The 15,671-nt window shown below is 65.4% G+C and carries 19 protein-coding genes; 14 read left to right on the forward strand and 5 right to left on the reverse strand.

What is annotated here, in order from left to right; genetic code table 11:
• The first annotated feature begins 126 nt into the window (after positions 1-126).
• Together AC1DPF_RS11175 and AC1DPF_RS11180 are read left to right on the forward strand one after the other, a co-directional pair.
• Entirely contained in the window at positions 127-1,038 is a 912-nt protein-coding gene (locus AC1DPF_RS11175; protein WP_477961310.1) for a hypothetical protein, read from the forward strand.
• On the forward strand, positions 1,035-1,685 hold the full coding sequence (locus AC1DPF_RS11180; RefSeq protein ID WP_477961312.1) for a hypothetical protein: 651 nt from the start codon (positions 1,035-1,037) through the stop codon (positions 1,683-1,685). Before AC1DPF_RS11175 ends, AC1DPF_RS11180 begins: the two co-directional genes overlap by 4 nt.
• A 20-nt stretch (positions 1,686-1,705) precedes the next feature.
• Here AC1DPF_RS11180 and AC1DPF_RS11185 read toward each other — a convergent pair whose 3' ends face one another.
• Complete coding sequence (locus AC1DPF_RS11185; RefSeq protein WP_477961313.1) at positions 1,706-1,936, reverse strand: helix-turn-helix domain-containing protein; 231 nt, start codon at positions 1,934-1,936, stop codon at positions 1,706-1,708.
• Between the two features lie 76 nt (positions 1,937-2,012).
• Here AC1DPF_RS11185 and AC1DPF_RS11190 point away from each other — a divergent pair, with 76 nt between their 5' ends.
• Both AC1DPF_RS11190 and AC1DPF_RS11195 read left to right on the forward strand, forming a co-directional pair.
• On the forward strand, positions 2,013-2,330 hold the full coding sequence (locus AC1DPF_RS11190; RefSeq protein ID WP_477961315.1) for a hypothetical protein: 318 nt from the start codon (positions 2,013-2,015) through the stop codon (positions 2,328-2,330).
• Between the two features lie 144 nt (positions 2,331-2,474).
• Positions 2,475-3,098 carry a hypothetical protein gene (locus tag AC1DPF_RS11195; RefSeq protein WP_477961317.1) on the forward strand — a complete coding sequence of 208 codons (624 nt, stop codon included), beginning with the start codon at positions 2,475-2,477 and terminating at the stop codon, positions 3,096-3,098.
• Between the two features lie 14 nt (positions 3,099-3,112).
• Here the strand turns inward: AC1DPF_RS11195 and AC1DPF_RS11200 are convergent, their stop codons facing one another.
• Together AC1DPF_RS11200 and AC1DPF_RS11205 are read right to left on the reverse strand one after the other, a co-directional pair.
• Complete coding sequence (locus tag AC1DPF_RS11200) at positions 3,113-3,658, reverse strand: hypothetical protein (RefSeq protein WP_477961319.1); 546 nt, start codon at positions 3,656-3,658, stop codon at positions 3,113-3,115.
• 14 nt (positions 3,659-3,672) lie between these two features.
• On the reverse strand, positions 3,673-4,485 hold the full coding sequence (locus tag AC1DPF_RS11205; RefSeq protein WP_477961321.1) for a hypothetical protein: 813 nt from the start codon (positions 4,483-4,485) through the stop codon (positions 3,673-3,675).
• Between the two features lie 450 nt (positions 4,486-4,935).
• Between AC1DPF_RS11205 and AC1DPF_RS11210 the strand changes: the two genes are divergently transcribed.
• From AC1DPF_RS11210 to AC1DPF_RS11220, 3 genes are all read left to right on the forward strand, one after another.
• A complete protein-coding gene (locus AC1DPF_RS11210; protein WP_477961323.1) occupies positions 4,936-5,895 on the forward strand; it encodes an ArdC family protein in 960 nt (319 codons plus the stop codon).
• Entirely contained in the window at positions 5,892-6,329 is a 438-nt protein-coding gene (locus tag AC1DPF_RS11215; protein ID WP_477961325.1) for a DUF2958 domain-containing protein, read from the forward strand. The genes AC1DPF_RS11210 and AC1DPF_RS11215 overlap by 4 nt, the downstream gene beginning before the upstream one ends.
• 89 nt (positions 6,330-6,418) lie before the next feature.
• Complete coding sequence (locus tag AC1DPF_RS11220; RefSeq protein WP_477961327.1) at positions 6,419-8,176, forward strand: ParB/RepB/Spo0J family partition protein; 1,758 nt, start codon at positions 6,419-6,421, stop codon at positions 8,174-8,176.
• A 181-nt stretch (positions 8,177-8,357) separates the two neighbouring features.
• On the opposite strand, the gene AC1DPF_RS11225 is transcribed toward AC1DPF_RS11220, so the two are convergent.
• Together AC1DPF_RS11225 and AC1DPF_RS11230 are read right to left on the reverse strand one after the other, a co-directional pair.
• A complete protein-coding gene (locus AC1DPF_RS11225; RefSeq protein WP_477961329.1) occupies positions 8,358-8,570 on the reverse strand; it encodes a hypothetical protein in 213 nt (70 codons plus the stop codon).
• Between the two features lie 143 nt (positions 8,571-8,713).
• Entirely contained in the window at positions 8,714-9,130 is a 417-nt protein-coding gene (locus AC1DPF_RS11230; RefSeq protein WP_477961331.1) for a thermonuclease family protein, read from the reverse strand.
• Positions 9,131-9,445: 315 nt separating this feature from the next.
• Here AC1DPF_RS11230 and AC1DPF_RS11235 point away from each other — a divergent pair, with 315 nt between their 5' ends.
• The 7 genes from AC1DPF_RS11235 to rlxS all read left to right on the forward strand — a co-directional run bounded on the left by AC1DPF_RS11235 (position 9,446) and on the right by rlxS (position 15,668).
• The gene (locus tag AC1DPF_RS11235; protein ID WP_340268183.1) at positions 9,446-9,745 is read left to right on the forward strand and encodes a DUF736 domain-containing protein; all 300 of its coding nucleotides are present in this window, start codon (positions 9,446-9,448) and stop codon (positions 9,743-9,745) included.
• A gap of 123 nt (positions 9,746-9,868) precedes the next feature.
• Positions 9,869-10,900 (forward strand): IS110 family RNA-guided transposase, encoded by a 1,032-nt coding sequence (locus AC1DPF_RS11240; RefSeq protein WP_477961333.1) that lies wholly within the window; start codon positions 9,869-9,871, stop codon positions 10,898-10,900.
• 533 nt (positions 10,901-11,433) lie between these two features.
• The gene (locus tag AC1DPF_RS11245; protein WP_477961335.1) at positions 11,434-11,667 is read left to right on the forward strand and encodes a helix-turn-helix domain-containing protein; all 234 of its coding nucleotides are present in this window, start codon (positions 11,434-11,436) and stop codon (positions 11,665-11,667) included.
• Positions 11,660-12,244 (forward strand): S26 family signal peptidase, encoded by a 585-nt coding sequence (locus AC1DPF_RS11250; RefSeq protein WP_477961337.1) that lies wholly within the window; start codon positions 11,660-11,662, stop codon positions 12,242-12,244. Before AC1DPF_RS11245 ends, AC1DPF_RS11250 begins: the two co-directional genes overlap by 8 nt.
• Positions 12,232-12,840 carry a lytic transglycosylase domain-containing protein gene (locus tag AC1DPF_RS11255; protein ID WP_477961339.1) on the forward strand — a complete coding sequence of 203 codons (609 nt, stop codon included), beginning with the start codon at positions 12,232-12,234 and terminating at the stop codon, positions 12,838-12,840. Before AC1DPF_RS11250 ends, AC1DPF_RS11255 begins: the two co-directional genes overlap by 13 nt.
• A 212-nt stretch (positions 12,841-13,052) precedes the next feature.
• On the forward strand, positions 13,053-13,415 hold the full coding sequence (locus tag AC1DPF_RS11260; RefSeq protein ID WP_477961341.1) for a hypothetical protein: 363 nt from the start codon (positions 13,053-13,055) through the stop codon (positions 13,413-13,415).
• Between the two features lie 276 nt (positions 13,416-13,691).
• Positions 13,692-15,668, forward strand: a complete 1,977-nt coding sequence (gene rlxS / locus AC1DPF_RS11265; RefSeq protein WP_477961343.1) for a relaxase/mobilization nuclease RlxS — start codon at positions 13,692-13,694, stop codon at positions 15,666-15,668.
• Positions 15,669-15,671: the final 3 nt, after the last annotated feature.

Raw genomic sequence — 15,671 nt, forward strand, 5'->3', positions numbered from 1 at the left:
GCGGCGCAGGTGATCTAATGGCGCTGTGATCGATACTCCAGAGGACACTCGGCGATCGGACAACTCCGTCACGAGCTGCTAGGCTGCTGCCGAACAAGCGGCGGCACCCTGGGGGCAGGTCTGAGCATGGATTACTACACGGATCGGGAATACGGCCAGCAACCGGCAGTATCCGAAGATATTGGCGAACGTGTCTGGGGGGCCCTCCATGCCCTGATCGACATGCGTATCGGAAACGGTGCGTTCGGCTTCCGATTCACCGAGCAATGTCCGGACGGGAACGGGCCATGCGGCTGCGACCGGCAGGCATTCGCCCAATTTCTTCAGGCTGAGGTCCCCTGGATCGACTGGCCGCTACGGCGCAACGAGCTGCCCGAGACGCCGGTTGTGCTGGACCTGCTGGAGTTCTGCGCCAAGGCGGTCGGCGAACCGATACCCGGCAGCTACCATTCCTACCACGGCCACTATCACATGGAATGGGATCGTGCCGCGGGCCTTGCCTCGTTCGTTGCCGAGGTAAACCTCCTGTTTCGACGGAACGGCATCGCGTTCAAGCTCGATGCCGATGGCCGCGCACAGCGGATTCTTCCGCAGCCGGTCGCGCAGGCGCTTGGCTGGCAGATGTTCGATACCGGTGAAGCGGAACTGGATCGATTGCTGGAATACGCTCGCTCCCACTTCCTCTCGCCAAAGCTCGACGATCGCCGGGACGCGACAGAAAAACTGTGGGATGCCTTCGAGCGCATGAAGACTCTCGAGCCCGGTGCGGACAAGCGAACCCAGGCCGATGCACTACTGGATCGCGCCGCGGCTCCCGGGACGAGGATGCGTGACGCCCTCGCCGAGGAAGCAAGGGCGCTCACGTCCATTGGCAACAGTCTCCGCATTCGTCATTCGGAGGTGACGCAGGAGATGATCGATCGGTCGGAGCAGCTCGACTGGCTCTTCGTCCGCATGTTCAGCTACGTGCGACTGTTATTGCTGGCGTCGGGGCGGAGTTCCCACCCACCGTCCGCGGCAGGAGTCAGCGCAGGATGACCATCGACATTACAAAGGCGGACGTCGGCGTCGCGGTCGGAACCACCGCTGCCATCGCCGGTATCCTTGCGCATCTGAAGTTCGACACCTCGGTCACGGCGGGTCTGACGGCGGCGGGCGTCATCGCGACCGCATTGTCCAGCTACTTCAAGTCGCGCAGCGCTGCGAAGAGCGCGCGTGAATCCGAGAAGAGCGCCCGCGACAGCGCGCGCGACGTGGCCAACATCGCGGCCACGACGTCGACGGACAACACCGCAAAGACGGTGCTGGTGCAGACGGTCACGGCTGAGCGGGCGAAGTGGCGGGCCGAGATGCGGGATCAAGTCGAGCGGCTGGTGGCGCTCCTGCGCGCCCATGAGCGGGGCGGCCCCGAGGCCGATTGGGAGCAGGTCGACCGCCTGCGAACCGGTATCCGGCTGCGTCTCAATCCGACGGGCCGCAAACCTTCGCCTCCCGGTGGCGACATGCATGAAGCGGATCGCGCAGTGCATCAGGTGCTCGACGCGATCACGGCCGCAGGCAAGGCGGGGACGGCCCTGCACGTGGGGTTGGCCGACAGGCTTGAGGAGCACATGGCAGCGCTCCTCAAGGGCGAGTGGGACAAGTCGAAGAAGGAAGCCGTATCGGGGAAGCTCGGAGCTCCGTGAGCGCGCCTTGCGATGCGGGGTTAGCCACCTTGTTCGTCGAGCGCCAGGTCGTCGAAGAAATCACGCGGATGAAGGCCGAGCGCCTCGCTCAAACCCCAGAGGCTATGCAAGGTGATGTTCTGCTCGCCGCGTTCGATTGCTCCGATATAGGCACGATCGACGCCCATTTTGGCGGCTACGGCTTCTTGGCTCAGATCAATGGCGCGCCGGCGGCGCAGCACGTTCGCTCCGACGAGTTTCTTGATGTCCATCCCAAGGTTAGAGGACATCCGGGTATTTTGATGCTACGCATTATAATACCCGTCGCGCGAGGCAGGAGGATGTTCGGTGACCGCCAAGGATGAAGCTGTCGCAAGTGTAGCAAGGAACGCCTTTTCGGGTTTGCGCCCAGTTGCACCGGATGGCGAAGAGGTCCTCGCCTATGACCGGACCCATCTTTCGCTCTATGCTGCCTTGCTGGATGCCGATCAATCAGGCGAGGATTGGCGACATTCGGTCTCCACCCTGATGAATCTCGACCCCGATGATCACGAGGCCGAAACCTGCTGGTTGTCGCACCTGCGGCGCGCGCACTGGATCGTTGGCGCCGGGCTGGCCAGTGCGATTGCCGCGTTCGGCGTAGCTGCATCGCCTGCCGACAAATAGATCGCCGCCTCGGGCCTGCCCGGGACCTCGATCTCGACGCCCCGACGTTCGAGCGACCACCATAAGGACCGCTGTCGGCGCTTTCAGCCAAGCCGTGGTAGGACGTGCCCTCTCGCCAAACTCAAGGGCGTAAACGGAGCTGACATGATCTATCCGACCTTCGATGATTTGCCCTTCAACAAGCGGCCGGATCTTTCTCCGTATCTGATCCACCTGACCAAGAACACGAAGCGCAAGGACGACTATTCGGGCTATGAGAACTTGGTGAATATCCTGCAGAAGGGGAAAATCTGGGGCAGCGGGAAAGCCGGATTCATCCGCGGCGGCAAGGAAGCCGCTTGCTTCATGGACGTGCCCTTCGCCTCACTCAAATATGTCCTGACGCCGGAAAACATGAAGGCGGAAGATCCGCGTTACGAACCTTATGGCATCGTCGTGGGCAAGGCCTCCGCCTACAAGCGCGGCTTGCGTCCGGTGCTCTATCTCTCCGACAAGGAAGTTCGGCAGCTCGGCATCCCCAAGGCCGAGCAATGGCGGGTCGTCCGTCTCGAACAGCGCGACAGCGGCTGGGTGAACTGGGTCCACGAGCGGGAATGGCGATGCGAAGGAGAATTCAAGCTGCGCTCCACCGTGCCGGCGGTGATCGTCCGTAATTTGAAATACGCGAAGCGCCTGCGCGAGCAACTCGCCGACGAGCCGAAGAAGTTCAAATGCGTGCCCGACGCGATCCTGCCAGCGAGCATGATCTGCCAGGGGCTTCTGAAATAGCCGATTGGCGCTCGCTAGAGCTGGTGCGGACCTTCCGGCGTCATGGTCCAGATCGGATGACCGGGAAAAGCGCCGCGGACCTCGGCCAGCGAGATGCGTCCGCTCGCGATGGTCTCCTCCGGCCCGTACAACCCCTCGAAGGTGACCTTGCCGCGGACCTCGATATTCGCCGGATCGAGAACGAACAGGCCGATGGGCTTCGCGCCGCGCACGCGCCATTCATTGTAGGTCCCTGGCACGACGTCATCGATCGATCCGTCGAACGAAGTCGCCGACAGCGGCTCGCCAAATGACTGATTTTCGCCGTCTTCGTCATAGGCGCCAGCATCGCCATGATGGACCCGCAGGACGTCCTGGACACGTTTCGGCTCGAGCACCACGCCAACCGATCCGACCACGTCCATCCGGTGACCCGGCGTCAGTACCGAGCATGACAGCGGCCAGCGCTCCGTCTCCGCGAGTACCTGCTGGAGGTCGGTCGGAAACACCAGTTCACCGCGCATCGCGGCATGGTGCGAGAAATGGACGATCAGTGCTTGTCGCGCGTCCAGCCTCGCCATCAATTCGTCGTATGTCACAGCGCCCAGTCTTCATGTCCGTCGCCGCGCAGATCGTCGAGCCCGGTCGGGAACGATGCCAGGACGTTTCGAGCCACCTTGTCGATCTCGGTTGCGCTCCCATCATCGAAGCCCGCCCGTTTCGTCTGGAAACGCTGAACCGACCAGATCGCGAGATCGGCGAGCTGGAGACCGCGCACCATATGCGATGGTGATACGACCGGACCGCCCCCGACAAGGAATGTCGCCTCCGGCCAAGGCTCGACCTTCGGCCCCGCAAGCGCGCTATCCTGATCGAGCCACAGCATGCAGGGCCGACTACCGGCGGCCAGCCGTTCCACGACGCTGCGCACGAGGACGCGCCTCAAACCGTGCTTGAACCCGACGCCGACCTTGCCGAGCTTCTCCGCATCCTTCCTGATCTGGGGATATTGCCCCTTCGGCAGCCACACCGCGCCGACCCTTGCCGCGTGAGTCGCCAATTGGCCGGCGACGACGTTGAGCGCGGACACGCGTTCTTCCTCGGTCCGCCCCTTCCATGCCCCGTTTCCGGTCGCGATGTCGGTCGCGTGAAACTCGCCGACGCCAAATTCGTCGAGCGCCGCCGTCAATGCCACATCCATGGCGGCATAGCTTTCGGAGCGCATTTGCACCGCCACCAGGATCCGCAGATCGGGCTGCAGCGTCTCGACAGGTTGCTGCGCGATGTCGGTATCGTCGCAGAAGACGAGGGTGCGCCCCGGCACTGCAAGCTCGTTGACGAGGGGCGGCACGATGCCGGCGCAGCCGCCGGGCGTTTGATCAAGGACGGCGGTGGATGGGTCGGGCATGCGATTCCCTTAGCAAATTCCGCAACAGTGTCGTGTCTTCGAGCATCTCTTTGAACCCCTTTTTTCTGAGTTTTTGAGGAAGGATTGGTGTTGCGCCTCGCATTCTCATGCGACCGCGCTCTACTTCGACCATCGCTGCGCGCCGGTCTCCGCCGAGCCCCGTGCCGGGTCTCGGCCATAAGGTGACGATCGCTGGCGTGTCCGCGGACGCCGAGCGGGCGCGCGGCGGCGTTGCTTGTGCCTCTCCCGGTACGGCGGGTGCGGGCGGCGCTCCCGGCTAGGCCCGTCGCGGCCTGCGGCAACCCCTCCGCTGCGCTTCGGGGTGCTCCACTTACGTTACGCCCTGCGGTGCCGCCGGCCACTGGAGCCGGGCCTCTTGGTCGCTCTTCGCCGCCCACCCCCGCCTTCCGGGGAGGCTTGCTGCTTTTTGGGTGGCGATGGAGGATTGCGATGCGAGAAGCCGCCAACCGTCGTTCCCGCCGCAAGGATGCGGGCGAAGATCGTCAGACCGAGAACCGGGCGAGCCTCTATGACGAGGTGACCGGGCGGATCATTTCGGAGCTTGAGGCCGGGCGCTTGCCATGGGTCCAGCCATGGGGATCGACCGGCAGCGCCGGTCCCGGTCTGCCGCGCAACGCCCTGACCGCGCGCAGTTATTCGGGCGTCAATGTCCTGATCTTGTGGGGCGCGGTCATCGAGCATGGCTGGCCGTCGCAATCGTGGCTGACCTTCCGGCAGGCGCAGGAGGCGGGCGGGTGCGTCCGCAAGGGCGAGCATGGCGTGACCGTCGTCTATGCCGACCGCTTCACCCCCGAGGCCGAGAAGGAGCGCGCCTCGCGCGAGGGTGGCGACCCCAAGGCTGTGCCCTTCCTCAAGCGCTTCACCGTCTTCAATGTCGCGCAGTGCGAGGGGCTGCGCGCCGGGCTGGCGTCCGATCCGGCACCGTTGCCCGAACGCGAGATCGTGCCGGTTGCCGAGGAGGTGATCGCCGCTTCGGGCGTCCCTTTCCACATCGGCGGCGACCGCGCTTTCTACGTCCCTTCGCTCGATTTCGTGCAGGTGCCGCCGCAGCCCGCTTTCTTCGAGCAGATCAATTACTACCGGACCTGCCTGCACGAACTGACCCACGCCACCGGCCACGCCAAGCGCTTGGGCCGCGACCTTACCAACAATTTCGGCAGCAAGGATTATGCCCGCGAGGAACTGGTCGCCGAGATGGGATCGGCCTTCCTCTGCGCCGCGCTCGGCATCGTGCCGACCGTCCGCCACGCCGATTATCTCGGCTCGTGGCTGGAGGTGCTGCGCGAGGATAACCGCGCGATCTTCCGCGCCGCCAGTGCGGCGACCAAGGCCGCCGACTGGCTGCTCGCGCGGCACCGCGAGGCTCAGGACGAGAGGATCGCGGCATGATCCTCCTGCCCCCCGAAACCCGCTTCTCGCTGCGCGCCAACGACATCAACCGGCGCGCCGCCGCGTCCGCCGAGACGACCGAACCGGACCCGGCGCCGGTGCTCAAGCTGTTCAACCCGCTTGGCGCGGCGACATGGCTCGCGACCGAACTTGGCGAAGACGGCGACACCCTGTTCGGCCTTGCCGACCTTGGCTTCGGTTCCCCGGAACTCGGCTATTTCAGCCTGTCCGAAATCAGGGCCGTGCGCTTGCCCTATGGCCTGTGGATCGAGCGTCAGCCCGGCTTCACGACGCCATTTCCGCTGTCTGTCTGGGCCGAATGGGCGCGCCGGGCCGGTTCGATCCTGTGGGCCGAAACCATCCTGCGCCGCGCCGCCGAAAGCGGCGCGGACCCTGAACTTCCGATCCGTTCCGGCGAGCCGGACGGCGGTTGAAGCGCGGGCGGCGCGCTTCGCCGCCAATCCGAAAACCGGTCCGCCCTCCCGCAAAGAACGACGGACCGGCACTCACAAGGAGTTGTGCCATGACACTCGTTTTCATCGATCAAGACAAGCTGTCTGTCAGCAAGACCAACATGCGCTACGGCAAGAAGGCCCCCGATGTGTCCGACATCCTGCCGACCGTCCGCAAGCGCGGCGTCATCCAGACGCTGCTCGTGCGCCCCAATTGTCAGGACGGCCATTATGAGATCGTCGCGGGATCGCGGCGCTTCCACGCCGCCCGGATCGTGGCTGCGGAAACCGGCGAGGCCGAGCCGCTGCCGTGCCGCATCCTCTCCGAAACCGATGATGCCGCCGCCATCGAGGCGTCGATGATCGAGAACCTTGCCCGGCTCGACGCCGACGAGGTGACCCAATGGGAAACCTTCACCCGGCTGGTGAAGGAGGGTCGCGACGTCGCCGACATCGCCGCCACCTTCGGGCTTCCCGACCTGACCATCGCGCGGGTGCTGGCGCTCGGCAACCTGTTGCCGCGCATCCGCAGCCTCTACGCGGCGGAGAAGATCGACCGCGCCACCGTCCGCCACCTGACCCTTGCTAGCAAGAGCCAGCAGCGCGCGTGGCTGGCGCTGTTCGACGACCCCGACACCTATGTCCCGACCGGCCACCAGTTGAAGGCGTGGCTGTTCGGCGGGCAGTCGATTCCGGCCCGCTTCGCATTGTTCGACCTCGACGGCTTCAAGGGCGCGACCGTCGCCGACCTGTTCGGCGACGACCGCTATTTCGCCGATGCCGATGCCTTCTGGACCGCGCAGAACGAGGCCATCGCGGCGCGCCGCACCGCCTATCTGGAAGACGGTTGGAGCGATGTCGTCATCGTCCCGCCGTCCGAGCACTTCCAGACATGGGAGTTCGAGAAGGCGGCGAAGCGCAAGGGCGGGCGCGTCTATGTCGATGTGCGCAGCAATGGCGAGGTGACCTTCCACGAGGGTTATATGACCCGCAAGGAAGCGCAGCGGGTCGCGCGCGGCGATGCCCCGGAGGCGATCAAGATCGCCCGGCCCGAGGTGACTTCGACGATGCAGACCTATCTCGACCTGCACCGTCACGCCGCCGCCCGCGCTGCGTTGCTGGGGCATCCCGGCATCGCGTTGCGCCTGATGGTCGCCCACGCCATCGGCGGTTCGCATCTGTGGCGCGTCTCGCCCGAGCCGCAAACGACCCGCAACGATGAGGTGCGGGAAAGCCTCGAAACCGCGCGCGCCGAGACGGTGTTCGACGAGCGCCGCCGCGCGGTGCTGGCGGTGCTCGACTTCTCGCCCGAGGAGCCGACCGTAACCGGCGGGAACGGTGACGACTATGGCGTGGCGGGCATCTTCCTGCGCCTGATCGAGCTGCCCGACCCGGTGATCATGGAGATCATCACGGTCATCATGGGCGAGACGCTGGCGAGCGGCAGCGCCGCCGTCGCCGCTGTCGGCGTGCAGATCGGCGTCGACATGGCCGATTGGTGGCAGGCCGACGCGGCGTTCTTCGAGCTGATCCGCGACCGCGAAGTGCTGTCGCGGATCGTCGCGGAGGTGGCGGGCGAGATGGTCGCCACTGCCAACGCGGGCGAGAAGACCAAGACCTTGAAGCGCATCGTCCGCGACCATCTCGACGGCGCAGACGGGCGGACCAAGGTCGAACGCTGGGTTCCGAAATGGCTGGGGTTCCCGGCGTCCGCTTATACCGACCGGGGCGGCGTCGCCACCGTCACGGCCCATGCCAAAGTCGAGGCGGCACGGACTCCCGAGCCGGACCCCGATGCCGAGCAGGAGCCGTTGAAGCAGGCGGCGTGATCATCGCGGGCGGGGGAAACCCCGCCCGCATCCGGACCCTCAAAATCCGGCCGCGCGCCTCCGCCGTCCCGGCGTCGGCGCGCGGCAACAGAAGTTCAAAGCCGGCGCTCAGGACCGCGCAGACGCGAACGCCCGGTCGCCGGAGTGAGTGTTAAGTCTCGATCCTGGTGGCCGCCGCGAGCTAGATGGCATCGCCTTCGGCGAGGGCGGCCTCGATCATCATCCGCCAGCCCTCGACGTCCGTGCCCGCCGGTGCGGTCGCGCGAACCGAATCGAGCAGCGCACGCACCTGCGGTACATAGCTTTGCCACATCGGCCCGCCCTCGAACCTGATATTCTCGGCATGTCCGTCGAATTTGCAGAGCGCCCGTGCGGCCCGTTCGATCGTTTTCATGCGCTGATCACCTCTCGACTGCGGAAGCGCGTATCGCTTCTCCGGCAGTCTATTGAGCGCGGGAGCGGCCACCGGCATGACACGCTGGCGGCGCTTCACGCTTCGTCATCATAATCCCTGAGTATCGCTGATCAAATCGGAAATCAGGATGCGCGGCGGCACCAGTCCGGCTTCGGACGACCGCGCGGCCACCACGCTGCGACCCCGATCTGCACGAGCTCGGTGCCGAGGTCATGGCCATCGAGGACGACGGTGGCGACGGTCCGGTTGTAGCTGCGGCCGACGCGGTGGAAGGTCACGTCGCGTCCCGCGAGCATCGCCGTGGCGCGGTCCTTGGCCCTCAATCCCAATTGTGTTTCGGCCACGCATTTGGCCTGGTCGCGGTGCGTTTCCGGGGCATCGATCCCCGCGATCCTGATCCGCTCGCCGCTTTCCAGCCGGAACGTGTCGCCGTCGGTTACCCAGGCCACGCGGCCGGAATCGTAGCCGTCCGCTGCGTTGCCGTGCGCTGGCATCGGCGTCGCGGCGATGAGGACGGATAGCGCAAGGGCACGAAGCATGGACGCGATTATCGCGGTGCCGGGGGCCGATTGTCGAGGGACATCCGCACGGTGCCAGACCTCCTGCATTCGGCCTGCCGCCCTGAACGGACCTCTCTCTTGGCGGGTCTGGCGGGGTCCGCCGGTCCCGCAACGGCGTCGCCGACCTTCTTCCCCGGCTCGGTTCCCTCGCCTTCCTCGCGAGGCAAGAAGCCCGGCTTTGGCCGTCCTCCGCTGCGCTGCGGCCCTGCGGGTGCGGGACCGTCCTCCGCCCGCCTGATCGACCGCCTGTCGAGGCCGCATCGGGCGGCATCGCATCACTTGAAGGAGGTTATCATGGCACAGATCGGCAGCTTCACCCGCGGCGAAAACGGCGTCTACACCGGCGAAATCCGCACTCTGACGCTTCGCGTCAAGGCGAGCATCCGCCCCTGCGAGCGCGACAACGAGAAGGCGCCCGACCACCGGGTCAGCGCATCGGGCGTCGAATTCGGGGCGGCCTGGACCAAGGCGGCGCGCGAAACCGGCGCGGAATATCTGAGCCTCAAGCTCGACGATCCGTCGTTCCCGGCTCCGATCTACGCGACGCTCAGCCAGGGCGATGACGGCGAGCACAAGCTCATCTGGTCGCGCTGAACCGGATGCCCCGCGCGCCACCGCGCGCGGGGCACGAGCGGTGAGCCGGATTTATGGAATGGCCCGCCCCTTCTCCCCGGCATCGGATATGATGCCGGTGCTTGAAAAGGAAAGGAACGGCCGATGTCTATTGCGATCCTTGGTGTTGACCTGGGGAAGACCTCTTGCAGCGTGGTCGGGGTTGATGCGGCCGGAGCGGTGGTGGTGCGCCGGCAGATGCGGCGCCAGACGTTGGTTGACTATGTGACGAAGCTGCCTGCCTGCGTAATCGCGATGGAAGCGTGCTGCGGCGCTCATCATCTGGGCCGCCTGTTTGCGTCACAGGGTCACGAGATCCGGTTGATGTCGCCGGAATACGTGCGCCCCTACGTTAAGGCGCAGAAGAACGACGACCGCGACGCTGAGGGGATCGCCGAGGCGGCCTCACGTCCGACTATGCGCTTTGTTGAGCTGAAAAGTCAGGAGCAACTGGATATCCAGACACTCCATCGGGTGCGTTCGCGCCTCGTGGCCGAGCGTACGAACCTGATCAACCAGTCGCGGGCGATCTTGCTCGAGCGCGGGGTTATTTTCCCGGCGGGGCGGCGCAAGTTCGAACTGGGTCTTGATGCCATGCTGACCGATCAGGACACGACATTCTCGCCGCGTTTGCGCCAACTGGTCGGCGAATTGCGTGCCGAATGGCGAGTGCTCGATGCGAAGATAGAAGCGTTGAACGGCGAGTTCGTTGAACTGGCGCGTAATGATCCTGCTGCTCGAAGGCTGACGTCGATCCCGGGTGTGGGTGTCCTAAACGCGACGGCTCTGATCGCGGCCGTTGGGAACGCCAGCGGCTTCGCGAAGGCTCGCGATCTCGGCGCCTGGCTCGGCCTGACTCCGCGACAATTTACCACCGGAGGCAAGCCCCGGCTGCTTGGGATTTCTAAGCGCGGCAACACCTATTTGCGAACCTTGCTCATCCACGGCGCCCGGGCAGCATTGCCCTCGCTGTCGCAGAGCGACACGCCGTTGGGACGATGGCTCAAGGGGATGATTGAGCGCGGCGTCCATCGCAATGCTGTGGTGGTGGCGCTGGCCAACAAACTGGCGCGGATCGCCTGGGCGGCCCTGCGCAAGGACACAATTTTTGAACGCTGCCACCCCGTAGCGGCGTAATAGGATCGGTCGCGCGCCGGTGAGCGTGTAGCCCACAGAGGTTTGCAGGAAGGATCGTAAAGATGGCCTGAGAGTCGATCGGCGTCTGGAAAGCCCGATATGGCAAATGGCACTTGATGCCGGCGGATTTATAGGGGCTTCAGACGCGCGGATGTCCATCTTGGCCATGGGGCTTCCCCATGAGACCGCATACGTTGACGCAGACTTATCAGAACATCGTACAATCCTATTGCAAACGGGGCGGGCCATACGTTGCCATAGCTCGCGAGAGACCTTGCAGGMGGGGGCGTCTGCTTGTGTCAGCTTACCGTCGCAAGGGACCGACAATCCCCTGCCACCCGGCACAACCCACACCGCTCTTCCCGGCGATGGCGAGCCCCGCGCGCTCCGGCGCGCGGGGTCTTCCCGTGAAATCGCCGGGGTGTGTCGAAATTGCGGGTCGCGATTGCGACACTCCGCAACCGGTGTCCCGCCCGCCATTCCCGGTGTCAGCGACGGCCGATCGCCGTCCCTTTCGGACATGGACAGGCACAATGGACACCGACGATGACATCTCCCGCGCAACCCGCGCGAAACGCGGTTCCCCCTACCTCAATACCGACCAGGCGGCGGCCTATCTCAAGTTCTCCAGTCGGCTGCTGAAACGGCTGCGGCGCGCGGGCAAGGGGCCTGTCTTCCGGCTGCATAGCCGCTTCGTCCAGTATCATATCGACGATCTCGATGCCTGGTCGGAAGCGCAGGCGGTCGGGGAGAAGCGCCATGACTAGGCGCCCCGATCGCAGCCGGAACCTGCCACTTCTCGAATGGGGCGATCAGCTTCGGCAGGCCAAGCGAGAGCGCCGGAACTTGGGCCGGCGCGTCGCTGTCATCGGCGCCGTCATCACCCTTGTCGGCCTGACCATTGCCTTTCCACCGGCTCCGCGCCTCGTGTGGAATGCCAGCGCAAGTGCGCCGATCGGCCTGTATGCCGTGACGCCCGGCGCGACCGTCGAACCCGGCGACATGGTCATCGCGCGAGTACCTGATCCGTCGCGGACGATGGCGGCGGAGCGGCGCTACATCCCCGCCAACGTGCCGCTGGTGAAGCGCGTCGCGGCGGCGGCGGGAGACGAGGTCTGCGCGCTCGGCCGGGAGATTTTCGTCAATGGAACATGGGTAGTCGAGCGCCGCGTTTCCGACGCCAAAGGGAGACCAATGCCGTGGTGGAGCGGGTGCGTCCGCCTTCGCGGGCGCCAGCTCTTCCTGCTGATGGCGGATAGCCCCGGTTCGTTCGATGGCCGCTATTTCGGCGTGACCGACGGTGGATTGGTCGTCGGAAAGGCGCGGTTGCTGTGGGCACGCTGACCCGATTGCTCCCGGCCGTCCTGCTGCTTGTCGCGACGCCCGCCAGGGCCGACGAGGTCGCGCGCTGGCGGCCGATGATCGAGGAGGCATCGACCCGGTTCGGTATCCCGACCAGCTGGATCGAGCGCGTGATGCGGGCCGAGAGCCGGGGTTACACGACGCTGAATGGTCGCCCGATCCGCAGCCGTGCCGGGGCGATGGGCCTGATGCAGCTCATGCCCGCGACCTGGGCGGACATGCGCGCGCGTCTCGCTCTCGGAATGAATCCCGACGATCCGCGTGACAATATCCTCGCTGGCACCTGCTTCCTGCGGCTGATGTACGACCGGTTCGGCTATCCGGGATTGTTCGGCGCCTATAATGCCGGACCGGGCGCTTACGCATCGTATCTGGCCGGCAAGCGACGACTGCCCGGAGAGACGGTCGCCTATCTCGGGTCGGTCAGCGGTTCGCCACCGGCCGCGCCGCAGTCGGCGGACATACCCTCCAAACCCCTGTTGTTCGTCGTCCGTCGGAATGTTGCGACCGATCGGCCTGGCCCGGAAGAAGCTGGCGCGCAGCCCATGCTGTTCGTTGTCCGGAAGGTCGGGCCATGATCGCGGGCGTTGGAGGGGCTCGTCTCGACAGGCCCAGCATGACGGGTGGCGGAGCGGCTCTCAAGGCCCGTGGGTGCCCCCCAATTTTCTGCGAAAATCGGTTCCCCCCACGTCCGCTCCGCGGCGCTCCGCTACGCTCCGCGGCCCTGACAGCCACTCCGCCACCCGTCTTCTTCACGATGTTCTCAATGAGGAGAACAGAAGCGAAGGAGATGATCATGGGCATGTTTCAACCCATTTCGGTGGCATCGGATCGCGTGATGGCAGCGCTGGTTTCGGGGCTGGAAATCGAGTTCGGACACGGTGTCGGGGAGGCTTTGGCGCATCGGTTTTTGGAGGCTGAGGAGACCGATTTCCTCTGGGATGCACGCGAACAGGAGCGCTGGATCGGCGCCTATGACAGCACGAACGATGAGGAAATCGACCTGGATCGGGTGCGGATTTTTGGGCGGCTGGACGGCAAGTGGTTCGTTGCGGTGATGATCGTCGATGGCGATGGAAACCCGCACGGACTGATGGGCAAGCGCGAATTCGGGCGGCGGCAACAGGCATTGGCGGCGTTCGCGGATGCCTGACTATCTTCTGCGCAGTTCGGGCCGGGGCGCGGTGCCAGTTTGGCATCGTGTCCCGGCTTTTTCTTTGAGCCGAGGATGGGGAGAGGGACAGGAAGAAGGAAGAAAGCGAAAGCAAGAGAAAGGCACTGTCTCGCGACAGGTGCCAAGTGATTGTCTGCACATCGTTTTTTATGGAGACAAGCCGCGCTTCGCGCGAGACATGCTCGCCGGGATTGGCGGAAATCCGCCGTTTTCGGCGCGAATTCGCGAGATTTGTGGCCCTGGTGGCAGGTCGCGATGAGCGAAGACGACGAGTTCACGCCACGGCTCGGTCGGCAGCGCCAACAGGGCGGAAAGCGCGCGCGTCGCTATCTCGGCCGCGTGGTTGGCGCGGCGATCCGTTCCGCCGAGAAGGGTTCGGTCAGGAGCCGACGCTTCGACGGCAGTCGGATCGGCCGCGGCGCCAGCATGGGCCGGCTGCTCTCCAGCCGTGATCGGTTCGGGGGTTTGCGGGCGCGCCGGGCGGTCGTGAAGACGCGCTTAGTGCGGATCGGCGCAAAGGGGATGCCCGCCGCGCGCGCGCACCTGCGCTACATCCAGCGGGACGGCGTCACTCGCGAGGGCACGCCGGGCGAATTGTATTCCGCCGACCGCGACACGGCAGATGGCAAGGCGTTCCTTCAGCGCTGCGATGGCGACCGCCATCAGTTCCGCTTCATCGTCTCGGCCGAGGATGGTTCCGAATATCCCGATCTCAAGCCCTATATCCGCCGGCTGATGACCCAGTTGGAGGCTGACCTCGGCACCCGGCTGGACTGGGTCGCGGTCGATCACTTCAACACGGCCCATCCCCACACTCACATCATGCTGCGCGGCGTCGATGACACCGGCCAGAATCTGATTATCGCCCGCGAGTATATCTCGCACGGCATTCGCGAGCGGGCGGCCGAGCTGGTGACGCTCGACCTCGGGCCGCGCACCGACCAGGAAATCGAGGCGCGGCTTCGCCACGATATCGGCGAGGAGCGGCTGACCGCGATCGACCGGCGTCTGATCCGCTCGATGGATTCCGATCGCCTGGTCGCATCGGCGGACCGCGATCCCTTCCAACAATCGCTTCGGGCCGGCCGTTTGCAGAAGCTTGCCAGCATGGGCCTCGCCGAGAATGCCGGCAGTGGTCGCTGGCGGCTCGCCGACGACTTGGAGGGCACGCTGCGCACGCTTGGCGAACGGGTCGATATCATCCGGACCATGCAACGCGACCTGACCGCCCGGAATCTCCAGCGGCCGTGGATCGGGAGAAGCCTGTTCGGGGCCGGGGAAACGGATCCGGAGCCAGTGGTCGGCCGCGTGATCGCGCGAGGCCTCGCCGACGAGCATCGTGACCGTCACTATCTGCTCGTCGATGGCGTCGACGGTCATGCCCACTATGTCGATATCGGACGCGGCGATGCCGTTGCGCCGATCCCGGAGGGAGCGATCGTGCGGGTGTCGGCGCGAAGCCTGGAGGTTCGGGACGCCGACCAGGTCGTCGCCGAGGTGGCGGCGGCGAATGGTGGGCGATACTCGACCGATCTGCATCTTCGACATGATCCCTCTGCCACGCAGGCGTTTGCAGAAACCCATGTTCGGCGGCTCGAGGCGATGCGGCGAGCGGGCACCGGAGTCGAGCGCGAGGCCGACGGGACATGGACGATCCCGGCAGGCCATGTCGATCGTGCCGCCGAGTATGAGGCGCGCCGTCATCGAGACCGGCCCGTCGATGTCGAGACCCTATCGGCCCGCCCACTCGAACAGCTTCGTGACGCCGACACGGCGACGTGGGTCGATCGGGAACTTGCCTCCCAATCGCCGTTGGCGGTGCGCGACGCCGGTTTCGGGCGTGAGGTCCGTGCCGCGATGGCCGGCCGTCAGCAATGGCTCGTTGAACAGCAGCTCGCGGATGTAGATGGTGATCGAATTCGACTCCGCGCCAACGCGATCATGATGCTGCAGCGGCGTGAACTCCTTCGCGCCGGCGACGAGCTGGCTGGCGAGCTTGGCAAGCCGTTCGTCGAGATGCGCGTCGGCGAAGTGATCGATGGCCGACTGCTGCGCCGCGTGGATCTCGCCAGCGGTCGGTTCGCACTCTTGGAAAGGAGCCGGGATTTCACTCTGGTGCCCTGGCGGCCGGTGCTCGACCGCCAGATCGGTCGCCCGGTCGCTGGCGTCATGCGCACCGAAGGGGTCAGCTGGAGCTTCGGTCGCGGAAGGAACGGCCCACAGATCTCCTGACAC

This window comes from Rhizorhabdus sp. P4_G6, from assembly GCF_056401045.1.